A 14,584-nucleotide genomic window follows, 5' to 3' on the forward strand; every position below is an offset into this window, starting at 1 on the left:
GGAGAGCGACCGGGAACCCGTGCCGCTCGCCCCGAACCCGTTCTACGGCTGAGCCTGCCCGATGGTCGCCAACCGCGCCGACTCCGGCGACTGCGGAGCGGGGGCCTGCGGAGCGCCCTGCTGAGGCACCTCCGCCTCCTGGACGCGCCGGCGGGCGATCACCCGGCGGCCGAGGTTGATCATCGGGATCTCGACCGCGCGGTACAGGACGCTCGCCAGCGCCAGCCCCAGCGCGGTGACCGCCACGGCCTGCCCGGTGCCGGACAGCTCGGGCCAGAAGAACCAGATGACCGTCGCCGCGACCGTCTGCACGAGGTAGAGCGAGTACGACCGCTCACCCACGAACTGCATGGGCCGGGTGGACAGCAGGGTCGTGACCGGTCCCGGCGAGACCAGCGCGGCGAGCAGGACCGCGGTCGCCACCGCGTAGACGGGGATGACCAGGACGTGACCGGGGATGCCCGCCAGCCCGTCGAGGAACGCGGCCATCGGCTTCACGGCCAGGTGCACGCCGGCGAATCCGATCGGGACGACGAGCTGCGCCGCGCGGTTCGTCAGCGGCCGCAGCACCGCGAAGCCGAGCGGGCTGTGCAGCGCGACGGCCAGCAGCACGCCGGTGAGGATCGAGAAGTAGTGCAGCGGCCAGCCGGGGTTGCCGTGGCCCACCGTGAAGTTGACCGCGACGAGCGCGAGCAGCATGCCCAGCAGCGCGGCACCGGCGCGGCGGCGCAGCACGACGGTGCCCAGCGCGATCGCCACCAACGGCCAGACCAGGTAGAACTTCTGCTCGATGCCCAGAGACCACGACTGGCCGTACGGGCTGTTGTCGGCGAACTCGTTGGTGAACGTGAGGAAGTACTTGAGCGACGGGCCGATCCCGTTGCTCGTGAACGTGCCGTAGAGCGCCGAGCTGACCGCGGCGACCGCCAGCACCACCAGGTACACCGGCATGATCCGGAACGCCCGGCGCAGGTAGAACTCCTTGAGCGAGATCCGGCCGGTCCTGCGTTCCTCGCGCAGCATCAGCGTGGTGATGAGGAAACCGCTGAGGACGAAGAACATCTGGACACCGGCCCAGCCCTGCAACCAGTCGGGGCCGCCGTAGTGGAAGAACACGACGAGCACGGCGGCGATGGCGCGCAGGCCGTCGAGCGCGGGAAAGCGGCGCAACGCCAGGTAGTCGGCGTGCGTCAACGAAGACAACTCAGAACACCTCGGGAACGCGTCGGGGAACACGACGTCGGGGGCACGTCGCCAGGGGGGTTACTTCGGGGGATACGGATGTAAAGGTGCTGAGGGTTCCCGTTGCGTTGCTCGGAGTAACTGATTCGTGGCGTTCGTCACGGTGTCAGCAGGCGGGCAGTGCGGACAGCGCCGACAGGGGAGCGGCGGCCGCCACGTCGCGGCCGCGCCGGGTGAGCGCGCCGCCGTGGACCTCCAGCCAGTAGTCGTCCTCGGTCGTGTGCACGGTGGTGCCGCTGCGGACGTCCGTGACGTACGAGGACTCCGAGCGCCACGACACGAAGTCGCCGCTGACGCGCGGGAGCACGATGCCCTCCGTCTTCGGCACCGCCTCGATCTCGGCGATCCTGCGCGGCCGCGACCAGTCCGCCCGCCAGGCGAACAGCTCGTCCTCCTGCGCCCACGCGAGGGTCCGGCCGTCCGAGGCCACGTCACCGCGGGGTGCCGCCGTCGCCAGCGGCTCCGGGACCACCGCCTCGCCGCGGTCGGTCCGCACCGCGCGGAACCTCCCGTCCTGCGTCCAGACGAGCATGTCGCCGAAGAACGCCGGCGACGTGCCCTTGCCGACGACGGTGTCCTTCTTCTTCGCGAGGTCGTGCAGGTGGACCTCGCCGGCGTCCGACCACGCGGCCTTGCCGTTGTGCAGCACGGGAGCGCTGCGGCCCGCGAGCTCGACGGGTGCGCCGTCCCTCTGGGAGTCCCAGGCGTAGATCGTGAGGTCGCGGCTCTCCTGGCCGGGCGCGGTCGCGAACGTGACCCAGCGGCCGTCGAACTCGACGTCCGAGATCTGCGCGTCGTCCTGCGCCGCCATGACCTGCTGGCGCTTGCTCCGGTCGCGCAGCACGAAGCTCGGTGGTGCGGTTGCGCTTGGTCTTCACCAGCGTCGTGCCCGCGGTGCCGTCGGCGGCGACGACGCTCACGTGTTCGTGCGAACCCACCTCGGTCCCGTTGCGGGACAGCTGGTCCTTCCAGTCCGCGGGCAGCTCCGCGCGGCACGACAGCAGCTTGCTCGGTGCGGTGTACCCGTCCGGCCGGTCCAGGTGCAGTGCCGTGGCGCAGCCGGCGACGGCGGTGAGCACCGCCAGTCCGATCAGAGTTCGCATTGGTCCCCAAGGTCGTGGATCACCTCCGAGGACGCGTGTGAGCCGCTCAGGTTGTCCAGGCGGGCAAGGCGTTCGCGGTGTGCCGGCCCAGCCCGAGGGTCCGCGCCAGCCGCAGGTCCTCCTCCGTGTCCACGTCGCAGCGCAGCGACGGCCACAGTCCGGCCAGCGCGACCGCGCCGGACCGCTCGTGCAGCCCGGCGGAGCCGGCGCCGAAGCGCGGGTCGAGCTCACCACCGGGTGCGGCGAGCAGCAGCGTCGTGCCGGTGCCCTGGCGGTCGGGGACGAACGCGCGCCTGCCGTCGGCGGCGACCAGCGCCGCCTGCAGCTCGCCGGACCGCAACGCGGGCAGGTCGGCCTGCAGCGCCCCGATCCGGTGCGACCGCAGCGACCGGGCGCCGTGCAGCAGCGCCTCGTTGAGACCGGGCTCGGGCGGCTCCGGCAGCGCCGCGACGCCGAGCGCGGCCATCTCCGCGGCCACCGCCGGGTCGGATGTGACGGTGACCACGCGTCGGACACCGGGGGTGGCCAGAGCGGCGCTCACGGTGTCGAGGGCGAGCGCCAGCGCCAGCGCCGCGTGCGACACCGGATCGCCGCCGGTGGCGCTGCTCAGCCTGGTCTTGGCCCTGTCCAGCGTCTTGACCGGAACCACGAGGTCGACTTCATCCCGCACCTCGTCATAGTCCACGATCTGGCGACTAATGTGCGCATGGGCGCAGATCTACGCAGGTGAGGAGAGGCCACGTGGCCAAACGGGAGAAGGGCGGCTTCTGGGTCGGTGTCGCCGCGGCGATCGTCTACCCGATGTCGTTCGTGCTGGGCAGGCACCGGATCCTGCACAAGGACCGCATCCCGCGCCAAGGTGCGGCCCTGCTCGTGATGAACCACATCTCGCACCTCGACCCGTGCTACGACGCCGTGTTCGTGCACCGCAGCTACCGGGTGCCGCACTTCCTCGCCAAGCACAGCCTGTGGAACGTGCCGGTCATGGGCTCGATCCTCAAGGGCGCGAAGCAGATCCCGGTCTACCGCGGCACCTCCGACGCCCAGCAGAGCCTGCGGGCGGCGCACGAGGCGCTGGAGAACGGCCAGGTGGTGGTGATCTACCCGGAGGGCACGATCACCAGGGACCCCGACGGTTGGCCCGCGAACTCCCGCACCGGCGTGGCGCGGCTGGCGCTGCAGCACGACGGCCCGGTCATCCCGGTCGCCCGCTGGGGCACCCTCGACCTCTACAACCACTACCAGCGCAAGTTCCGGCCGTTCCCGCGCAAGACGATCACCCACCTCGTCGGCGAGCCGGTCGACCTGTCCGCCTACCGCGGCAAGGAGGAGACGCTGCCGTTGCTGCGGGAGGTCACCGACCTGCTGATGGGCAGCGTCAAGGACCGCCTCGCCGAGATCCGCCAGGAGCAGGCGCCGGCGGGCTTCTACGGACCGAGGAAGGCCTGACATGGCAATCGAACGTGTCGCGGTGCTCGGCGCCGGTTCGTGGGGCACGACCTTCGCGAAGGTCGTCGCCGACTCCGGTCCCGAGGTCGTGCTGTGGGCGCGCCGGCAGCAGGTGGCCGACGAGATCACCGAGACCCGCGTGAACTCCGGTTACCTGCCGGGCATCTCGCTGCCCGCGAACCTGGCGGCGACCGCGGACCCGGCCAAGGCGCTCGACGGTGCCGACGCGGTGGTGCTGGCCACGCCGTCGCAGACGCTGCGGGTGAACCTGTCGGCGTGGAAGGAGCTGCTGCCGCCGGACGCGACGCTCGTGTCGCTGTCCAAGGGCGTGGAGCTGGGCACGCTCAAGCGGATGAGCGAGGTGATCAGCGAGGTCGCCGGTGCCGACCCCGCGCAGGTCGCCGTCGTGTCCGGACCGAACCTGGCCAAGGAGATCGCCGTCGGGCAGCCGACCGCGACCGTCATCGCGTGCACCGACCACGACCGCGCGATCGACCTGCAGCACGCGTGCTCGAACTCGTACTTCCGCCCGTACACCAACACCGACGTGATCGGCTGCGAGCTCGGCGGGGCGTGCAAGAACGTCATCGCGCTGGCGTGCGGCATGGCGGCGGGCCTGGGCTACGGCGACAACACGATGGCGTCGATCATCACCCGCGGGCTCGCCGAGACCGCGCGGCTCGGTGCGGCGCTGGGCGCGGACCCGCTGACCTTCGCCGGGCTGGCCGGGCTGGGCGACCTGGTGGCGACCTGCGCGTCGCCGTTGTCGCGCAACCGGACCTTCGGCGAGCGGCTGGGCAAGGGCGAGACGCTGGAGCAGGCCCAGGAGGCCGCGCACGGCCAGGTCGCCGAGGGCGTGAAGTCGTGCTCGTCGATCCGCGAGCTGGCCCGCGCCAACGGCGTCGACATGCCGATCACCGAAGGCGTGCACATGGTGTGCCACGACGGGCTGAGCGCGCGTGACCTCGGTGCCGCACTGCTGGGACGAGACAGGAAGCACGAGCGCCAGTGAACGAGACCTTCGGTGACGGCACGCGCGTCGTGCACGCGGTGCAGGGTTCCCCCGGCGAACCGTTCGGCGCGCAGCCGGTGTTCGCGTCGGCGTACCACCTCGGTGGCGACGACTTCTACGGTCGCGTCAGCAACCCGACCTGGCGGGCGCTGGAGAACGCGCTCGGGTCGCTGGAGGGCGGGGAGTGCGTCATCTTCCCGTCCGGCATGGCCGCGATCATGACGTTGCTGCGCACCGTGCTGTCCGCGGGGGACACGCTGGCGGTGCCGTCGGACGGCTACTTCCTCACCAGGCGCGTGGTGTCCGAAATGGACGTCAACGTCGTCGAGGTGCCCACGGCCGGGCCGTACCCGTCGTTCGAGGGCGTCACGCTCGTGCTGCTGGAGACGCCGTCGAACCCCGGTCTCGACGTGTGCGACATCGCGGAGCTGGCCGCCGCGGCGCACGCGGCGGGCGCGCTGCTGGCCGTGGACAACACGACGGCGACCCCGCTGGGGCAGCGGCCGCTGGAGCTGGGCGCGGACGTCGTGGTGGCGTCGGACTCCAAGGCGGTGTCCGGGCACAGCGACGTCCTCTTCGGACACGTGACGCTCGCCTCCGCCGAGCTGGCCGAGAGGGTGCGGACCGCGCGGACGTCGAACGGTGCCATCCCCGGACCGTTCGAGACGTGGCTCGCGCTGCGCGGCCTGGCGACGCTCGACCTGCGGCTCGCGCGGCAGGCGGAGAACGCGGCGGCGCTCCACGAACTGCTGAAGGGCCGTGTGAGGGGACTGCGGTGGCCGGGTGCGCCGGAGGACCCCGCGCACCCGGTGGCGGCGCGGCAGATGCGGCGGTTCAACGGCGTGCTCACGTTCGAGCTGGAGTCGGCGGAGGCGGTGGACGAGTTCCTGTCACGCCTTCGGGTGGTGTCGGCGGCGACGTCGTTCGGCGGCCTGCACTCCACGGCCGACCGGCGCGCCCAGTTCGGCGACCCCGTTTCCCCAGGTCTCGTGCGTTTCTCGGCCGGCTGTGAGGACACGCGGGACCTGGTCGCGGACGTGTCCCACGCGCTGGGACTGGATTGACGGGGGGTCCCGGCTCCGGGACCCTCTCCCACATGTCCTCCCGCGTTCTGTGTTGTACCTGGCGATAGTCCCGCGTCCTCTTTTCGCGCATTCGCCATGGTTAGGACAGTTCTTCCCATGTTCGCCGTTCCCGAGAACACCGTCGTGCTCCCCGAGAAGCTCCGCGCTGCTGCACCCCGTCCGGGTGGCGCTGGCGGTCGCCGCCGACCGCTCCCGGTGGGCCCACCTGCTGCGCTACGACCCGGAGGAGCGCTTCTCGACGCTGGTGGAGAAGACCGCCGACCAGGAGATCTGGCTCATGAGCTGGCTCCCCGGTCAGACGGCCTCCCTGCACGACCACGCCGTGACCACCGGTGCGTTCACCGTGGTCAGCGGCGTGCTCACCGAGGTCGTGACGACGAAGATCCAGGTCGTGCACACGCTGCACACCGGTCAGTCGCGCGTGTGGGGCCCCGGCTACGTGCACCACGTGCGCAACGACGGCGTCGACCCGGCCGTGTCGGTCCACGTGTACCGGCACGGTTCGCGCGCCATGACCCCGTACCGCTACGACCCGGTCAACGGCCCCGTGCGCTGACGTGCGGCGGGACGGGCTTGTCCGTCTCGTGCGGCACGGGCGCGCCCCACGTCGTGACGAGCGGCATGTGCCCGCCCCACACCAGGTTCGCCGCCAGGTCCTCCGGGTCCTCGCCGGGTCCGCCGTCGCGCACCTTCACGCTGGCCTCGGTCAGGTCGAGCTCCAGCGCGACCGTCGCGGCCAGCTCCTTCCCGGTGGGCCGGCGCGCGTAGTCCCAGCTGCCAGGGGTGACGTGCTCGACGATGACCTTGAGCGCGTGCTCGGGGTCCTCGGCGACCCGCGCGGTGCCGTGGATGATCGCCGACCGGTAGTTCATCGAGTGGTGGAACACCGAGCGCGAGTAGACGACGCCGTCGACGAGCGTGACCGACACGCACACCGGCTTGCCCTCCAGCATGCTCCTGATGGACCGTGAGCCCGTCGAGCCGTGCAGGAAGATCCGGTTGCCGTCCCGCCCGTACGCGGTGGGGATGAGGAACGGGGCGCCGTCGACCTCCACGGCGAGGTGGCACACCAGTCCGGCGTCGAGGATGTCGTAGAGCACCCGGCGGTCTTCGACCGCTCTCTTCTTGCCGCGGACGACGGTGCTGCGCGGGGTGGGGGAGAGCTGCACGTCAGTGGTCATGCGCACCACTCTGACGGTCTAAGTGGCATCATTGAAGCGCCATTTTCGATCGATCTGAGAAGGCCACTTTGGTGGAGACCGCACTGCCCGTCGCCCTTGACCGCGAGTCGCCGGAGCCGCTCGCCGTGCAGCTGGCCGACGCCCTGCGCGCCGCGGCGTCCGAAGGCCGGTTGCGCGCGGGCGACCGCTTGCCGTCCACACGCGCGCTCGCCGAACGCCTCGGAGTGTCCCGCACGGTGACCGCCGCCGCCTACGACCAGCTGCACGCCGAGGGCTGGATCGCCGGCCGACACGGTTCCGGCACCTACGTGACGACGACGCCGCCCGGCCCCATGCGCAAACGTTCGCGCAAGGCCGTCGTGCCCGCCATCACCGACTTCGTCGACCTCGGCACCGGTGCCCCCTGGGCCGGTGGTCTCGACCGCGCGGCCTGGCGCCGCGCCTGGCGGGCCGCCGCGGACGCACCCCCGCTGTCCCGCCCGGAACGCGCGGGCCTGCCCGAGTACCGCGAGGCCATCGCCGAGCACCTGCTGCGCCACCGCGGCCTGGCCGTGAACGCCGAACCCGTGCTCGCCACCGGCGGCACCACGGCCGTGCTCACCGAGATCGCGGTGGCGGTGCTGCACCGGGGCGACGCCGTGGCCGTGGAGGAACCCGGCTACCAGCGCGCGGTCGGCGTGTTCCGCGCGGCGGGCCTGAAGGTCGTCCCGGCCGCGGTCGACGCCGAGGGCCTGCTGCCCGGCGCCGTGCCCGCGGGCGTCCGCGCCGTCTACTGCTCGCCCGCCCACCAGTACCCGCTCGGCGGCCGCATGTCCGCCGGCCGCCGCGTGGCACTGGTCGAGCGCGCGCGCCGGGACGGATGGCTGGTCATCGAAGACGACTACGACGGCGAGCTCCGCTACGACGTGGCGCCGCTCCCGTCACTCGCGGCGCTGGCCCCGGACGTCGTCGTCCACCTCGGCACCACCAGCAAGATCCTCACCCCGACCCTGGGCGCCGGCTGGATGGTCGCCCCCGAGCACATCGCCACCGCGGTCCTCGAACACCGCGACCTCACCGGCACCAGCCCCGCCGCCGCGGGCCAGCGCGTGGTGGTCGAGCTCGCCCGCACCGGCGACCTCGGCCGCCACCTCCGCAAGCTCCGCCGCGAGCTCGCCGAACGCCGCGCCCTGATCGTCGACACCTTCGCCGGCGCGGGGATCGCGGTCCTCGGCGACGACGCGGGCGCGCACGTCGTGGTCCTGCTGCCGAACGCGGACTCGGAGCGCGAGGTGATGAAGCGGGCACTGGAACGCGGCCTGCGCGTGGACGGCCTGGCCCGCCACTTCGTGAACCGCGCCCGGTGGCACGGGCTGGCCATCGGGTACAGCGCCTGCTCGCGGGAACAGCTGATCAGCGCCCTGCCGGTGCTCACCGAACTGCTCAGCAGGGCCGGCTGACCGTCACGAACTCCCGGGCGTCGACGAACCCGAGCCGGTGGTTCACCCTGATCATGTGGACGTTGTCCGCGTTGGTCTGCGTCTCGACGAGCTCCAGTCCCGGCCGGTCGGCGAGCAGCCACCGCAGCATGTGCGCCTTGACCACCCGGCCGAGCCCGCGGCCGCGGTGCGCGGGCACCACCACCGTGTCCTCCTGGTACACCGAGGTCAGGTTCGACGGGTAGAGCGACATCTCGGTCAGCGCGACGACCTCGTCACCGTGCACGGCGACGACGATGCGCCGCTCGACACCCGCCGCCCTCGACAGCGCCTCCTTGGCGCGCACCTGCTCGGGCGTCCAGGCGGGAGCGACGAGCACGATGCCCTCCGCCGGGGCGTCCGCGATCGACTGCCTGGTCGTGGCGACCGACGCCAGCAGGTGCTCCGGCGTCGCGTTGATCCACTGCTGCACGCGGTACCCGTCCGGCACCGGCACGTCCCACAGCGCGGGGTCGACGTCCGCGATCCTCAGCTCCTGCCACAGCCGGTGCGCACCCACCGTGAACCCGCGTGCGACCGCCCACTTCTCGCCCGCGCTGCCCCTGGGCACCCACAGGTTCTCGAACGTCTCCCTGTCCCTGGCGCACAGCTCGGCCAGCAACGCCTCCAGCACCTCGGTGCCGACGCCCTGCCCGCGGTGACGGGGGTGCACCTCGATCCCACCGGCGGCGATCTTGGCGTTCTCGTCCGGCGGCAACGCCACCGACGCCGCGGCCACCACCACCCCGTCCCGGACGGCGATGCGGTGGACGACCTCGCCGTGCTCCACGCGCGGGTTCCGCAGCCCGCGCGCGATCCGCTCCCCGTCCGGCACCGGCCCAGCGGGGTCGTCCACGGTCTGGGCCGCGATCCGCAGTGCGACGCAACCGTCCAGATCGTCGAGGTCGAGCGGTCTGATCTCCAGCACGGACGCCACGCTGACGGCCACCAACGTGTCATCAGGGGCAATCGCCCAAACGGGTAGGGTCGCCCGCATGACGCAGCGCAAGACGAGGGTGGCCGTGGTGTTCGGCGGCCGCAGCTCCGAGCACGAGGTCTCCTGCCAGTCCGCCAAGAGCGTGCTGCCGCACCTGGACCCCGACCGCTTCGAGGTGGTGCCGATCGGCATCACGCCGCAGGGGCAGTGGGCGCTCGGCACGGACCCGAGCGCGCTGGAGGCGGGCGCCGGCAACCTCCCGACGCTGCGCAACCGGACCGTCGTCGCGGTCGAGCCGGGGCAGGCGCTCGAAGGCGTCGACGTCGTGTTCCCGCTGCTGCACGGCGCGTGGGGCGAGGACGGCACGATCCAGGGCCTGCTGGAGCTGGGCGGCCTGCCGTACGTGGGGCCGGGCGTGTTCGCCAGCGCCGCCGCCATGGACAAGGTCTTCGCGAAGAAGCTGCTGCAGGCCGAGGGGCTGCCGGTCGGCACGTTCGTCGCGCTCGACCGCGCCGCCACCACGCTCACCCTCGACGAGCGCGAGCTGCTGGGACTGCCGGTGTTCGTGAAGCCGTCGCGCGCCGGCTCGTCGGTGGGCATCACGAAGATCAGCGACTGGGCCGACCTCGACGCCGCCGTCTTCGAGGCCCGTCAGCACGACCCGAAGGTCATCGTCGAGTCGGCCGTGCCGAACGCGCGGGAGATCGAGTGCGCGGTGCTCGAGTTCCCCGACGGCCGGGTCGAGGCGTCGCTGCCCGCCGAGCTGCGGCCGGTGGGCGAGGGCGTCGAGTGGTACGACTTCAACGCCAAGTACGTCGACGACTCCTACGAGTCCGACATCCCGGCGAAGCTCGACGACGACATCACCGCGCGGCTGCGCGAGATGGCCGTCACCGCGTTCAAGGCGCTCGACTGCCAGGGCCTGTCCAGGGTGGACTTCTTCCTCACCGAGGACGACCAGCTGATCATCAACGAGCTGAACACCATGCCCGGCTTCACGCCGATCTCCATGTACCCCAAGGCGTGGGCGGCGACCGGTGTGGACTTCGCCACGCTGTTGACCACGCTCGTGGAGACGGCGGTCGCGCGCGGGTCCGGCCTGCGCTAGGGCGAGGTCCTGACCGGCTGCTTCGGCAGCAGGTCGCGCACCGTCGTGGAGATGTCCTGCAACGGTCCGGTGCCCGCGTCGTCGGGCACCGTCAGCGCCACGTGCACGCCGCGGTCGACGACCACCCACGTCGAGGTGCCCGAGCCGGGCAGTTGCAGCCACTGCACGTCGGAGATCACCCGCAGCTGGGCCGACGGGGTCAGCTCGGCCGGCCGCGGCAGGCCGCAGCGCAGCACCACCGGGTCGTGCCGGGCGTCACCCCACGCGACGGCGCCGGCGGGTGCGGGCGTGGCGATCTCCCGGCGCGGCAGCATGTCCTTGCCGGACGGCAGGCCCACCGGCAGCTTCTCGACCAGCGAGGTGCACTGCGGTGAACCGGCGTCCGGCGCGTCGATCGAGACCAGCGCGAGCGGGCCCGACCGGCCGGGGACGTCCTCGACCTGGTTCCCCGTGCCCAGCACGAGGCCGAGCCCGGCGACACCGATGGCGAGGAGCACGGCGAGCCCGACCGCCAGGACGAGCGGCCGGGACAGCGCCGACGTGGATTCCTGCTGAGTCACCCGGCTATGACAACACGGGCTGGCTAGAGGTGGACCACCGGGCAGGTGAGCGTCCTGGTGATCCCCTCGACGTTCTGGATGCGCGCCACCACGAGCTGGCCGAGCTGGTCGACGGTGTCGGCCTCGGCGCGGACGATGACGTCGTACGGACCGGTGACGTCCTCGGCGGTGGCGACGCCGGTGATGCCGGAGATCTCGGAGGCGACTGCAGCGGCCTTGCCGACCTCGGTCTGGATGAGGATGTATGCATGCACCACGGCGTGCCCCTTCGTCGCGACAGGTTGGGTCGAGGTAGGAACGTGTCACGCAACGTACCCCAGTTGGGGTTCCGAATGCTCAGATTGGGAGGCAACTTTGCGTCCGGAGCCGCCGCACGACGCGGAGACGGTCGCCGACGTGGGTGAGTTCGATCTCATCCACCGGGTGACGACCGGTCGGGCGCAGCCTGAGACGACCGTCCTCGGTCCCGGTGACGACGCGGCCGTGGTGGCCGTGCCGGACGGGCGTGTCGTCGCGTCGATGGACGTGCTGGTCGAGGGTGTCCACTTCAGACTCGACTGGTCCAGTCCTGAGCAGGTGGGCCGAAAAGCAGCCGCGGTGAACCTCGCGGACGTCGTCGCGATGGGGGCGTTGCCGTCCGGTCTGCTCGTCGGCGTGGCGTGCCCGCCGGACACCCCCGCGGCGACGATCACCGGGATCATGGCGGGCCTGTGGGAGGAGGCGGCCAAGGCCGGCGCGGGCGTCGTCGGCGGCGACATGGTCAGCTCCGCCACGCTGGTGATCTCCATCACGGCCATGGGCGACATGAACGGGCTCGAGCCGGTCACGAGGTCGGGAGCGCTCGTCGGCGACGTCGTGGCGGTCACCGGACGGCTCGGCTGGGCGGCAGCGGGACTGGCCGTGCTGGGCCGCGGTTTCCGCTCCCCGGTCGGCATCGTCAACGCCCAGCGCACCCCGGAACCGCCCTACGAGGAGGGTCCCAGGGCCGCGGAGGCGGGCGCGACGGCGATGATCGACGTCTCCGACGGCCTGCTGCAGGACCTCGGCCACATCGCCGACTCGTCGGGCGTGGCGATCGACATCCGCACCGAGCTGCTGCCGCTGCACCCGCGCCTGCTGGACGTGGCGTCCGCGCTCGGCGGCGACGCGCGGCACTGGGCGCTGACCGGCGGGGAGGACCACGCGCTGGCCGCGACCTTCCCCGGTCCCAAGTCCGTGCCGGAGGGCTGGACCACGATCGGCACGGTCCGCGCGGGCAGCGGTGTCACGGTCGACGGCAGGGCGTACGAGAAACCCCCTGGCTGGGAGCACTGGCGCGCGTAGACTGCAGGTCGTGGAACTATGCACGCGCACGTATGACCATCCAGACTCGGTCAAGCTGATCGAGGACCTCCAGCAGGTCTTCGTCGAGCGCTACGGCGAGGAGGACGTGACGCCGGTCGACCCGGCCCAGTTCGCCGCTCCGCTCGGCTACTTCGTGGTCGGCTACCTCGACGGCACGCCCGTGGCGTGCGGCGGCTGGCGCGTGCACCAGGAGCTCGACGGCGCCGCCGAGATCAAGCGCATGTACGTCGCCGAGGCGCTGCGCGGCCGTGGCCTCTCCCGCCTCGTCCTCACGAACCTGGAGGACACCGCGCGCAAGGCCGGCCACAAGCAGATGGTGCTGGAAACCGGTACCCGCCAGCCCGAGGCCATCGGCCTGTACCTGGCCACCGGCTACGAGCGCATCGCGAACTTCGGCGTCTACCGCGACCACCCGGACAGCCGCTGCTACGGCAAGCCGTTGTAGGTTCGCCTCCATGGCCATCTACGCGCTCGGGGACTACACGCCGCAAATCCACCCGGACGCGTACGTGCACCCCGATGCCACGGTGATCGGTGACGTCCGCATCGGCGCGCATTCGTCGGTGTGGCCCCAGGCCGTTCTTCGCGGCGATTACGGCCGAATCGTGATCGACGAACGCACTTCGGTCCAGGACGGCACGGTGATCCATTGCACCGAGGTGCACCCCGTGCACATCGGCTCGGGGTGCGTCATCGGGCACAACGTCCACATCGAGGGCGCGACCGTCGCCGACGACTGCCTGATCGCGTCGGGATCGGTGGTGCTCAACGGTTCCATCGTGGAAAAGGGCGCGATCGTCGGCGCCGGTGCCGTGGTCTCGTTCGACGGCCACGTCCGCGAACGCACGATGGTGCTCGGAGTTCCCGCACGAGAACGGGCCGGTTATGTGGTGCCCGAACAGGCGTGGGCATTCATCGTCGACAAATACGTGCAGAACATCGCGGTGTACCGGGAGAACCTCCGGCGCCTGGATTGAGTGGGATAGGGTTCACAGTCGTGGCTCGTCCCCTCAACGAAGTTGTCGAAGCCGGTTGGGCTGAAGCTCTCGCCCCCGTCGCTGACCAGATCGCCGCCATGGGTGAGTTCCTGCGCGCGGAGGTCGCCGCCGGCCGCACCTACCTGCCAGCGGGCGAGAACGTGCTGCGCGCGTTCCAGCAGCCGTTCCACCAGGTGAAGGTGCTCATCGTCGGCCAAGACCCGTACCCGACACCCGGCCACGCGGTCGGCCTGTCGTTCTCCGTGGCACCCGACGTGCGGCCGATCCCCAAGTCGCTCATCAACATCTACAAGGAGTACGCGGAGGACCTGGGACACCCGATCCCGTCCAACGGCGACCTCACCCCGTGGGCGGAGCGGGGTGTGCTGCTGCTCAACAGGGCCCTCACCGTCCAGCCCGGCAAGGCGAACTCCCACCAGGGCAAGGGCTGGGAGGCCGTCACCGAGCAGGCGATCAAGGCGCTCGCCGCCCGTGAGGCGCCGCTGGTCTCGATCCTGTGGGGCCGCAACGCGCGCAACCTGCGCCCGCTGCTCGAACCGCTGCCCGCCATCGAGTCCGCGCACCCGTCACCGCTGTCCGCGCACTCCGGGTTCTTCGGCTCGAAGCCGTTCAGCCGCGCCAACGAGCTGCTGGAGAAGCAGGGCGCAGAGCCGATCGACTGGAAGCTGCCGTAATCCGTCGTCCCCCGCACGCTTCGCGCCGGTGGCGGCGCGCGGTGTGCGGGGGAATCGCGATCTGCGCGTTGCACAGGACCCCGGAACGCGAGAAGAGCCCGGCCGGAGCCGGGCTCTTCTCGTAGATCACGAACTGTGGCGGGGTATCAGCCGCGCACGACCTTGCCCGCCTTCAGGCAGGAGGTGCACACGTTGATGCGCTGGCGCTGCGAGGCCGAAACCTTCGCGCGCACGGACTGGATGTTCGGGTTCCAGCGGCGGTTCGTCTTCCGCTGGGAGTGCGAAACCGAATGGCCGAAGCCCGGCCCCTTGCCACAGACGTCGCACACGGCAGCCACGTCAGCCACTCCTTCAGGTTCCTCAAGCGGTAAGTCTCGCGTCCCGGTGGGCGCGCAAGCGTGCACAAGCCTCAACCGGGCACGGCAACCCAGTCA

At 71.5% G+C, this 14,584-nt stretch carries 17 protein-coding genes and 1 pseudogene; 10 read left to right on the forward strand and 8 right to left on the reverse strand.

Annotation, left to right across the window (positions count from 1 at the left end; translation table 11 throughout):
- Window positions 1-42 precede the first annotated feature (42 nt).
- The 3 genes from ACVDFE_RS12975 to cofC form a co-directional block, all read right to left on the reverse strand.
- The gene (locus tag ACVDFE_RS12975) at window positions 43-1,203 is read right to left on the reverse strand and encodes an acyltransferase family protein (RefSeq protein ID WP_458430576.1); all 1,161 of its coding nucleotides are present in this window, start codon (window positions 1,201-1,203) and stop codon (window positions 43-45) included.
- A gap of 145 nt (window positions 1,204-1,348) precedes the next feature.
- Window positions 1,349-2,086 (reverse strand): hypothetical protein, encoded by a 738-nt coding sequence (locus ACVDFE_RS12980; RefSeq protein WP_458430577.1) that lies wholly within the window; start codon window positions 2,084-2,086, stop codon window positions 1,349-1,351.
- 305 nt (window positions 2,087-2,391) lie between these two features.
- Window positions 2,392-3,015, reverse strand: coding sequence for a 2-phospho-L-lactate guanylyltransferase (cofC, locus tag ACVDFE_RS12985; RefSeq protein WP_458430578.1), 624 nt, complete (start codon window positions 3,013-3,015; stop codon window positions 2,392-2,394).
- Between the two features lie 71 nt (window positions 3,016-3,086).
- Between cofC and ACVDFE_RS12990 the strand changes: the two genes are divergently transcribed.
- From ACVDFE_RS12990 to ACVDFE_RS13005, 4 genes and pseudogenes are all read left to right on the forward strand, one after another.
- On the forward strand, window positions 3,087-3,794 hold the full coding sequence (locus ACVDFE_RS12990; protein WP_360391176.1) for a lysophospholipid acyltransferase family protein: 708 nt from the start codon (window positions 3,087-3,089) through the stop codon (window positions 3,792-3,794).
- A 1-nt stretch (window position 3,795) separates the two neighbouring features.
- Complete coding sequence (locus ACVDFE_RS12995) at window positions 3,796-4,806, forward strand: NAD(P)H-dependent glycerol-3-phosphate dehydrogenase (RefSeq protein ID WP_458430579.1); 1,011 nt, start codon at window positions 3,796-3,798, stop codon at window positions 4,804-4,806.
- Window positions 4,803-5,870, forward strand: a complete 1,068-nt coding sequence (locus ACVDFE_RS13000) for a cystathionine gamma-lyase (protein ID WP_360391170.1) — start codon at window positions 4,803-4,805, stop codon at window positions 5,868-5,870. The genes ACVDFE_RS12995 and ACVDFE_RS13000 overlap by 4 nt, the downstream gene beginning before the upstream one ends.
- A gap of 117 nt (window positions 5,871-5,987) precedes the next feature.
- Window positions 5,988-6,447: pseudogene (locus ACVDFE_RS13005) on the forward strand (cysteine dioxygenase).
- Here the strand turns inward: ACVDFE_RS13005 and ACVDFE_RS13010 are convergent.
- Entirely contained in the window at window positions 6,428-7,072 is a 645-nt protein-coding gene (locus tag ACVDFE_RS13010; protein WP_458430580.1) for a pyridoxamine 5'-phosphate oxidase family protein, read from the reverse strand. The pseudogene ACVDFE_RS13005 and the gene ACVDFE_RS13010 sit on opposite strands and share 20 nt — an antisense overlap.
- Window positions 7,073-7,143: 71 nt before the next feature.
- On the opposite strand from ACVDFE_RS13010, the gene pdxR reads away from it, so the two are divergent.
- Entirely contained in the window at window positions 7,144-8,511 is a 1,368-nt protein-coding gene (gene pdxR / locus ACVDFE_RS13015; RefSeq protein WP_458430581.1) for a MocR-like pyridoxine biosynthesis transcription factor PdxR, read from the forward strand.
- Here the strand turns inward: pdxR and ACVDFE_RS13020 are convergent.
- Window positions 8,495-9,457 (reverse strand): GNAT family N-acetyltransferase, encoded by a 963-nt coding sequence (locus ACVDFE_RS13020; RefSeq protein ID WP_458430582.1) that lies wholly within the window; start codon window positions 9,455-9,457, stop codon window positions 8,495-8,497. The genes pdxR and ACVDFE_RS13020 overlap by 17 nt on opposite strands.
- Window positions 9,458-9,524: 67 nt before the next feature.
- On the opposite strand from ACVDFE_RS13020, the gene ACVDFE_RS13025 reads away from it, so the two are divergent.
- Window positions 9,525-10,574, forward strand: a complete 1,050-nt coding sequence (locus ACVDFE_RS13025) for a D-alanine--D-alanine ligase family protein (RefSeq protein ID WP_458430583.1) — start codon at window positions 9,525-9,527, stop codon at window positions 10,572-10,574.
- Here the strand turns inward: ACVDFE_RS13025 and ACVDFE_RS13030 are convergent.
- Both ACVDFE_RS13030 and ACVDFE_RS13035 read right to left on the reverse strand, forming a co-directional pair.
- Entirely contained in the window at window positions 10,571-11,134 is a 564-nt protein-coding gene (locus tag ACVDFE_RS13030) for a DUF3515 domain-containing protein (RefSeq protein ID WP_360391155.1), read from the reverse strand. The genes ACVDFE_RS13025 and ACVDFE_RS13030 overlap by 4 nt on opposite strands.
- Before the next feature lie 23 nt (window positions 11,135-11,157).
- Window positions 11,158-11,391 (reverse strand): Lrp/AsnC ligand binding domain-containing protein, encoded by a 234-nt coding sequence (locus ACVDFE_RS13035; protein ID WP_053736927.1) that lies wholly within the window; start codon window positions 11,389-11,391, stop codon window positions 11,158-11,160.
- A 97-nt stretch (window positions 11,392-11,488) separates the two neighbouring features.
- On the opposite strand from ACVDFE_RS13035, the gene ACVDFE_RS13040 reads away from it, so the two are divergent.
- Genes ACVDFE_RS13040 through ACVDFE_RS13055 form a run of 4 tightly spaced genes read left to right on the forward strand, consistent with a single transcriptional unit; the run spans window position 11,489 to window position 14,150 of the window.
- Window positions 11,489-12,457: a thiamine-phosphate kinase gene (locus ACVDFE_RS13040; RefSeq protein ID WP_360391152.1), complete on the forward strand. Its 969-nt coding sequence runs from the start codon at window positions 11,489-11,491 to the stop codon at window positions 12,455-12,457.
- A 10-nt stretch (window positions 12,458-12,467) separates the two neighbouring features.
- Window positions 12,468-12,923 (forward strand): GNAT family N-acetyltransferase, encoded by a 456-nt coding sequence (locus ACVDFE_RS13045; RefSeq protein WP_360391149.1) that lies wholly within the window; start codon window positions 12,468-12,470, stop codon window positions 12,921-12,923.
- A gap of 10 nt (window positions 12,924-12,933) precedes the next feature.
- Window positions 12,934-13,455: a gamma carbonic anhydrase family protein gene (locus tag ACVDFE_RS13050; RefSeq protein WP_360391146.1), complete on the forward strand. Its 522-nt coding sequence runs from the start codon at window positions 12,934-12,936 to the stop codon at window positions 13,453-13,455.
- Between the two features lie 5 nt (window positions 13,456-13,460).
- The gene (locus ACVDFE_RS13055) at window positions 13,461-14,150 is read left to right on the forward strand and encodes a uracil-DNA glycosylase (protein ID WP_360391509.1); all 690 of its coding nucleotides are present in this window, start codon (window positions 13,461-13,463) and stop codon (window positions 14,148-14,150) included.
- A 146-nt stretch (window positions 14,151-14,296) separates the two neighbouring features.
- Here ACVDFE_RS13055 and rpmB read toward each other — a convergent pair whose 3' ends face one another.
- Window positions 14,297-14,488 carry a 50S ribosomal protein L28 gene (gene rpmB, locus ACVDFE_RS13060; protein WP_030467945.1) on the reverse strand — a complete coding sequence of 64 codons (192 nt, stop codon included), beginning with the start codon at window positions 14,486-14,488 and terminating at the stop codon, window positions 14,297-14,299.
- Window positions 14,489-14,584 lie beyond the last annotated feature (96 nt).

This window comes from Lentzea chajnantorensis (assembly GCF_054300775.1).

What these genes read in the sequence shown, in the direction of transcription:
- ACVDFE_RS12995 (WP_458430579.1), top strand. Translation starts at nt 3,796, where the DNA reads ATGGCAATCGAACGTGTCGCGGTGCTCGGCGCCGGTTCGTGGGGCACG.
- ACVDFE_RS13010 (WP_458430580.1), bottom strand. Translation starts at nt 7,072, where the DNA reads ATGACCACTGACGTGCAGCTCTCCCCCACCCCGCGCAGCACCGTCGTC.
- ACVDFE_RS13025 (WP_458430583.1), top strand. Translation starts at nt 9,525, where the DNA reads ATGACGCAGCGCAAGACGAGGGTGGCCGTGGTGTTCGGCGGCCGCAGC.
- ACVDFE_RS13050 (WP_360391146.1), top strand. Translation starts at nt 12,934, where the DNA reads ATGGCCATCTACGCGCTCGGGGACTACACGCCGCAAATCCACCCGGAC.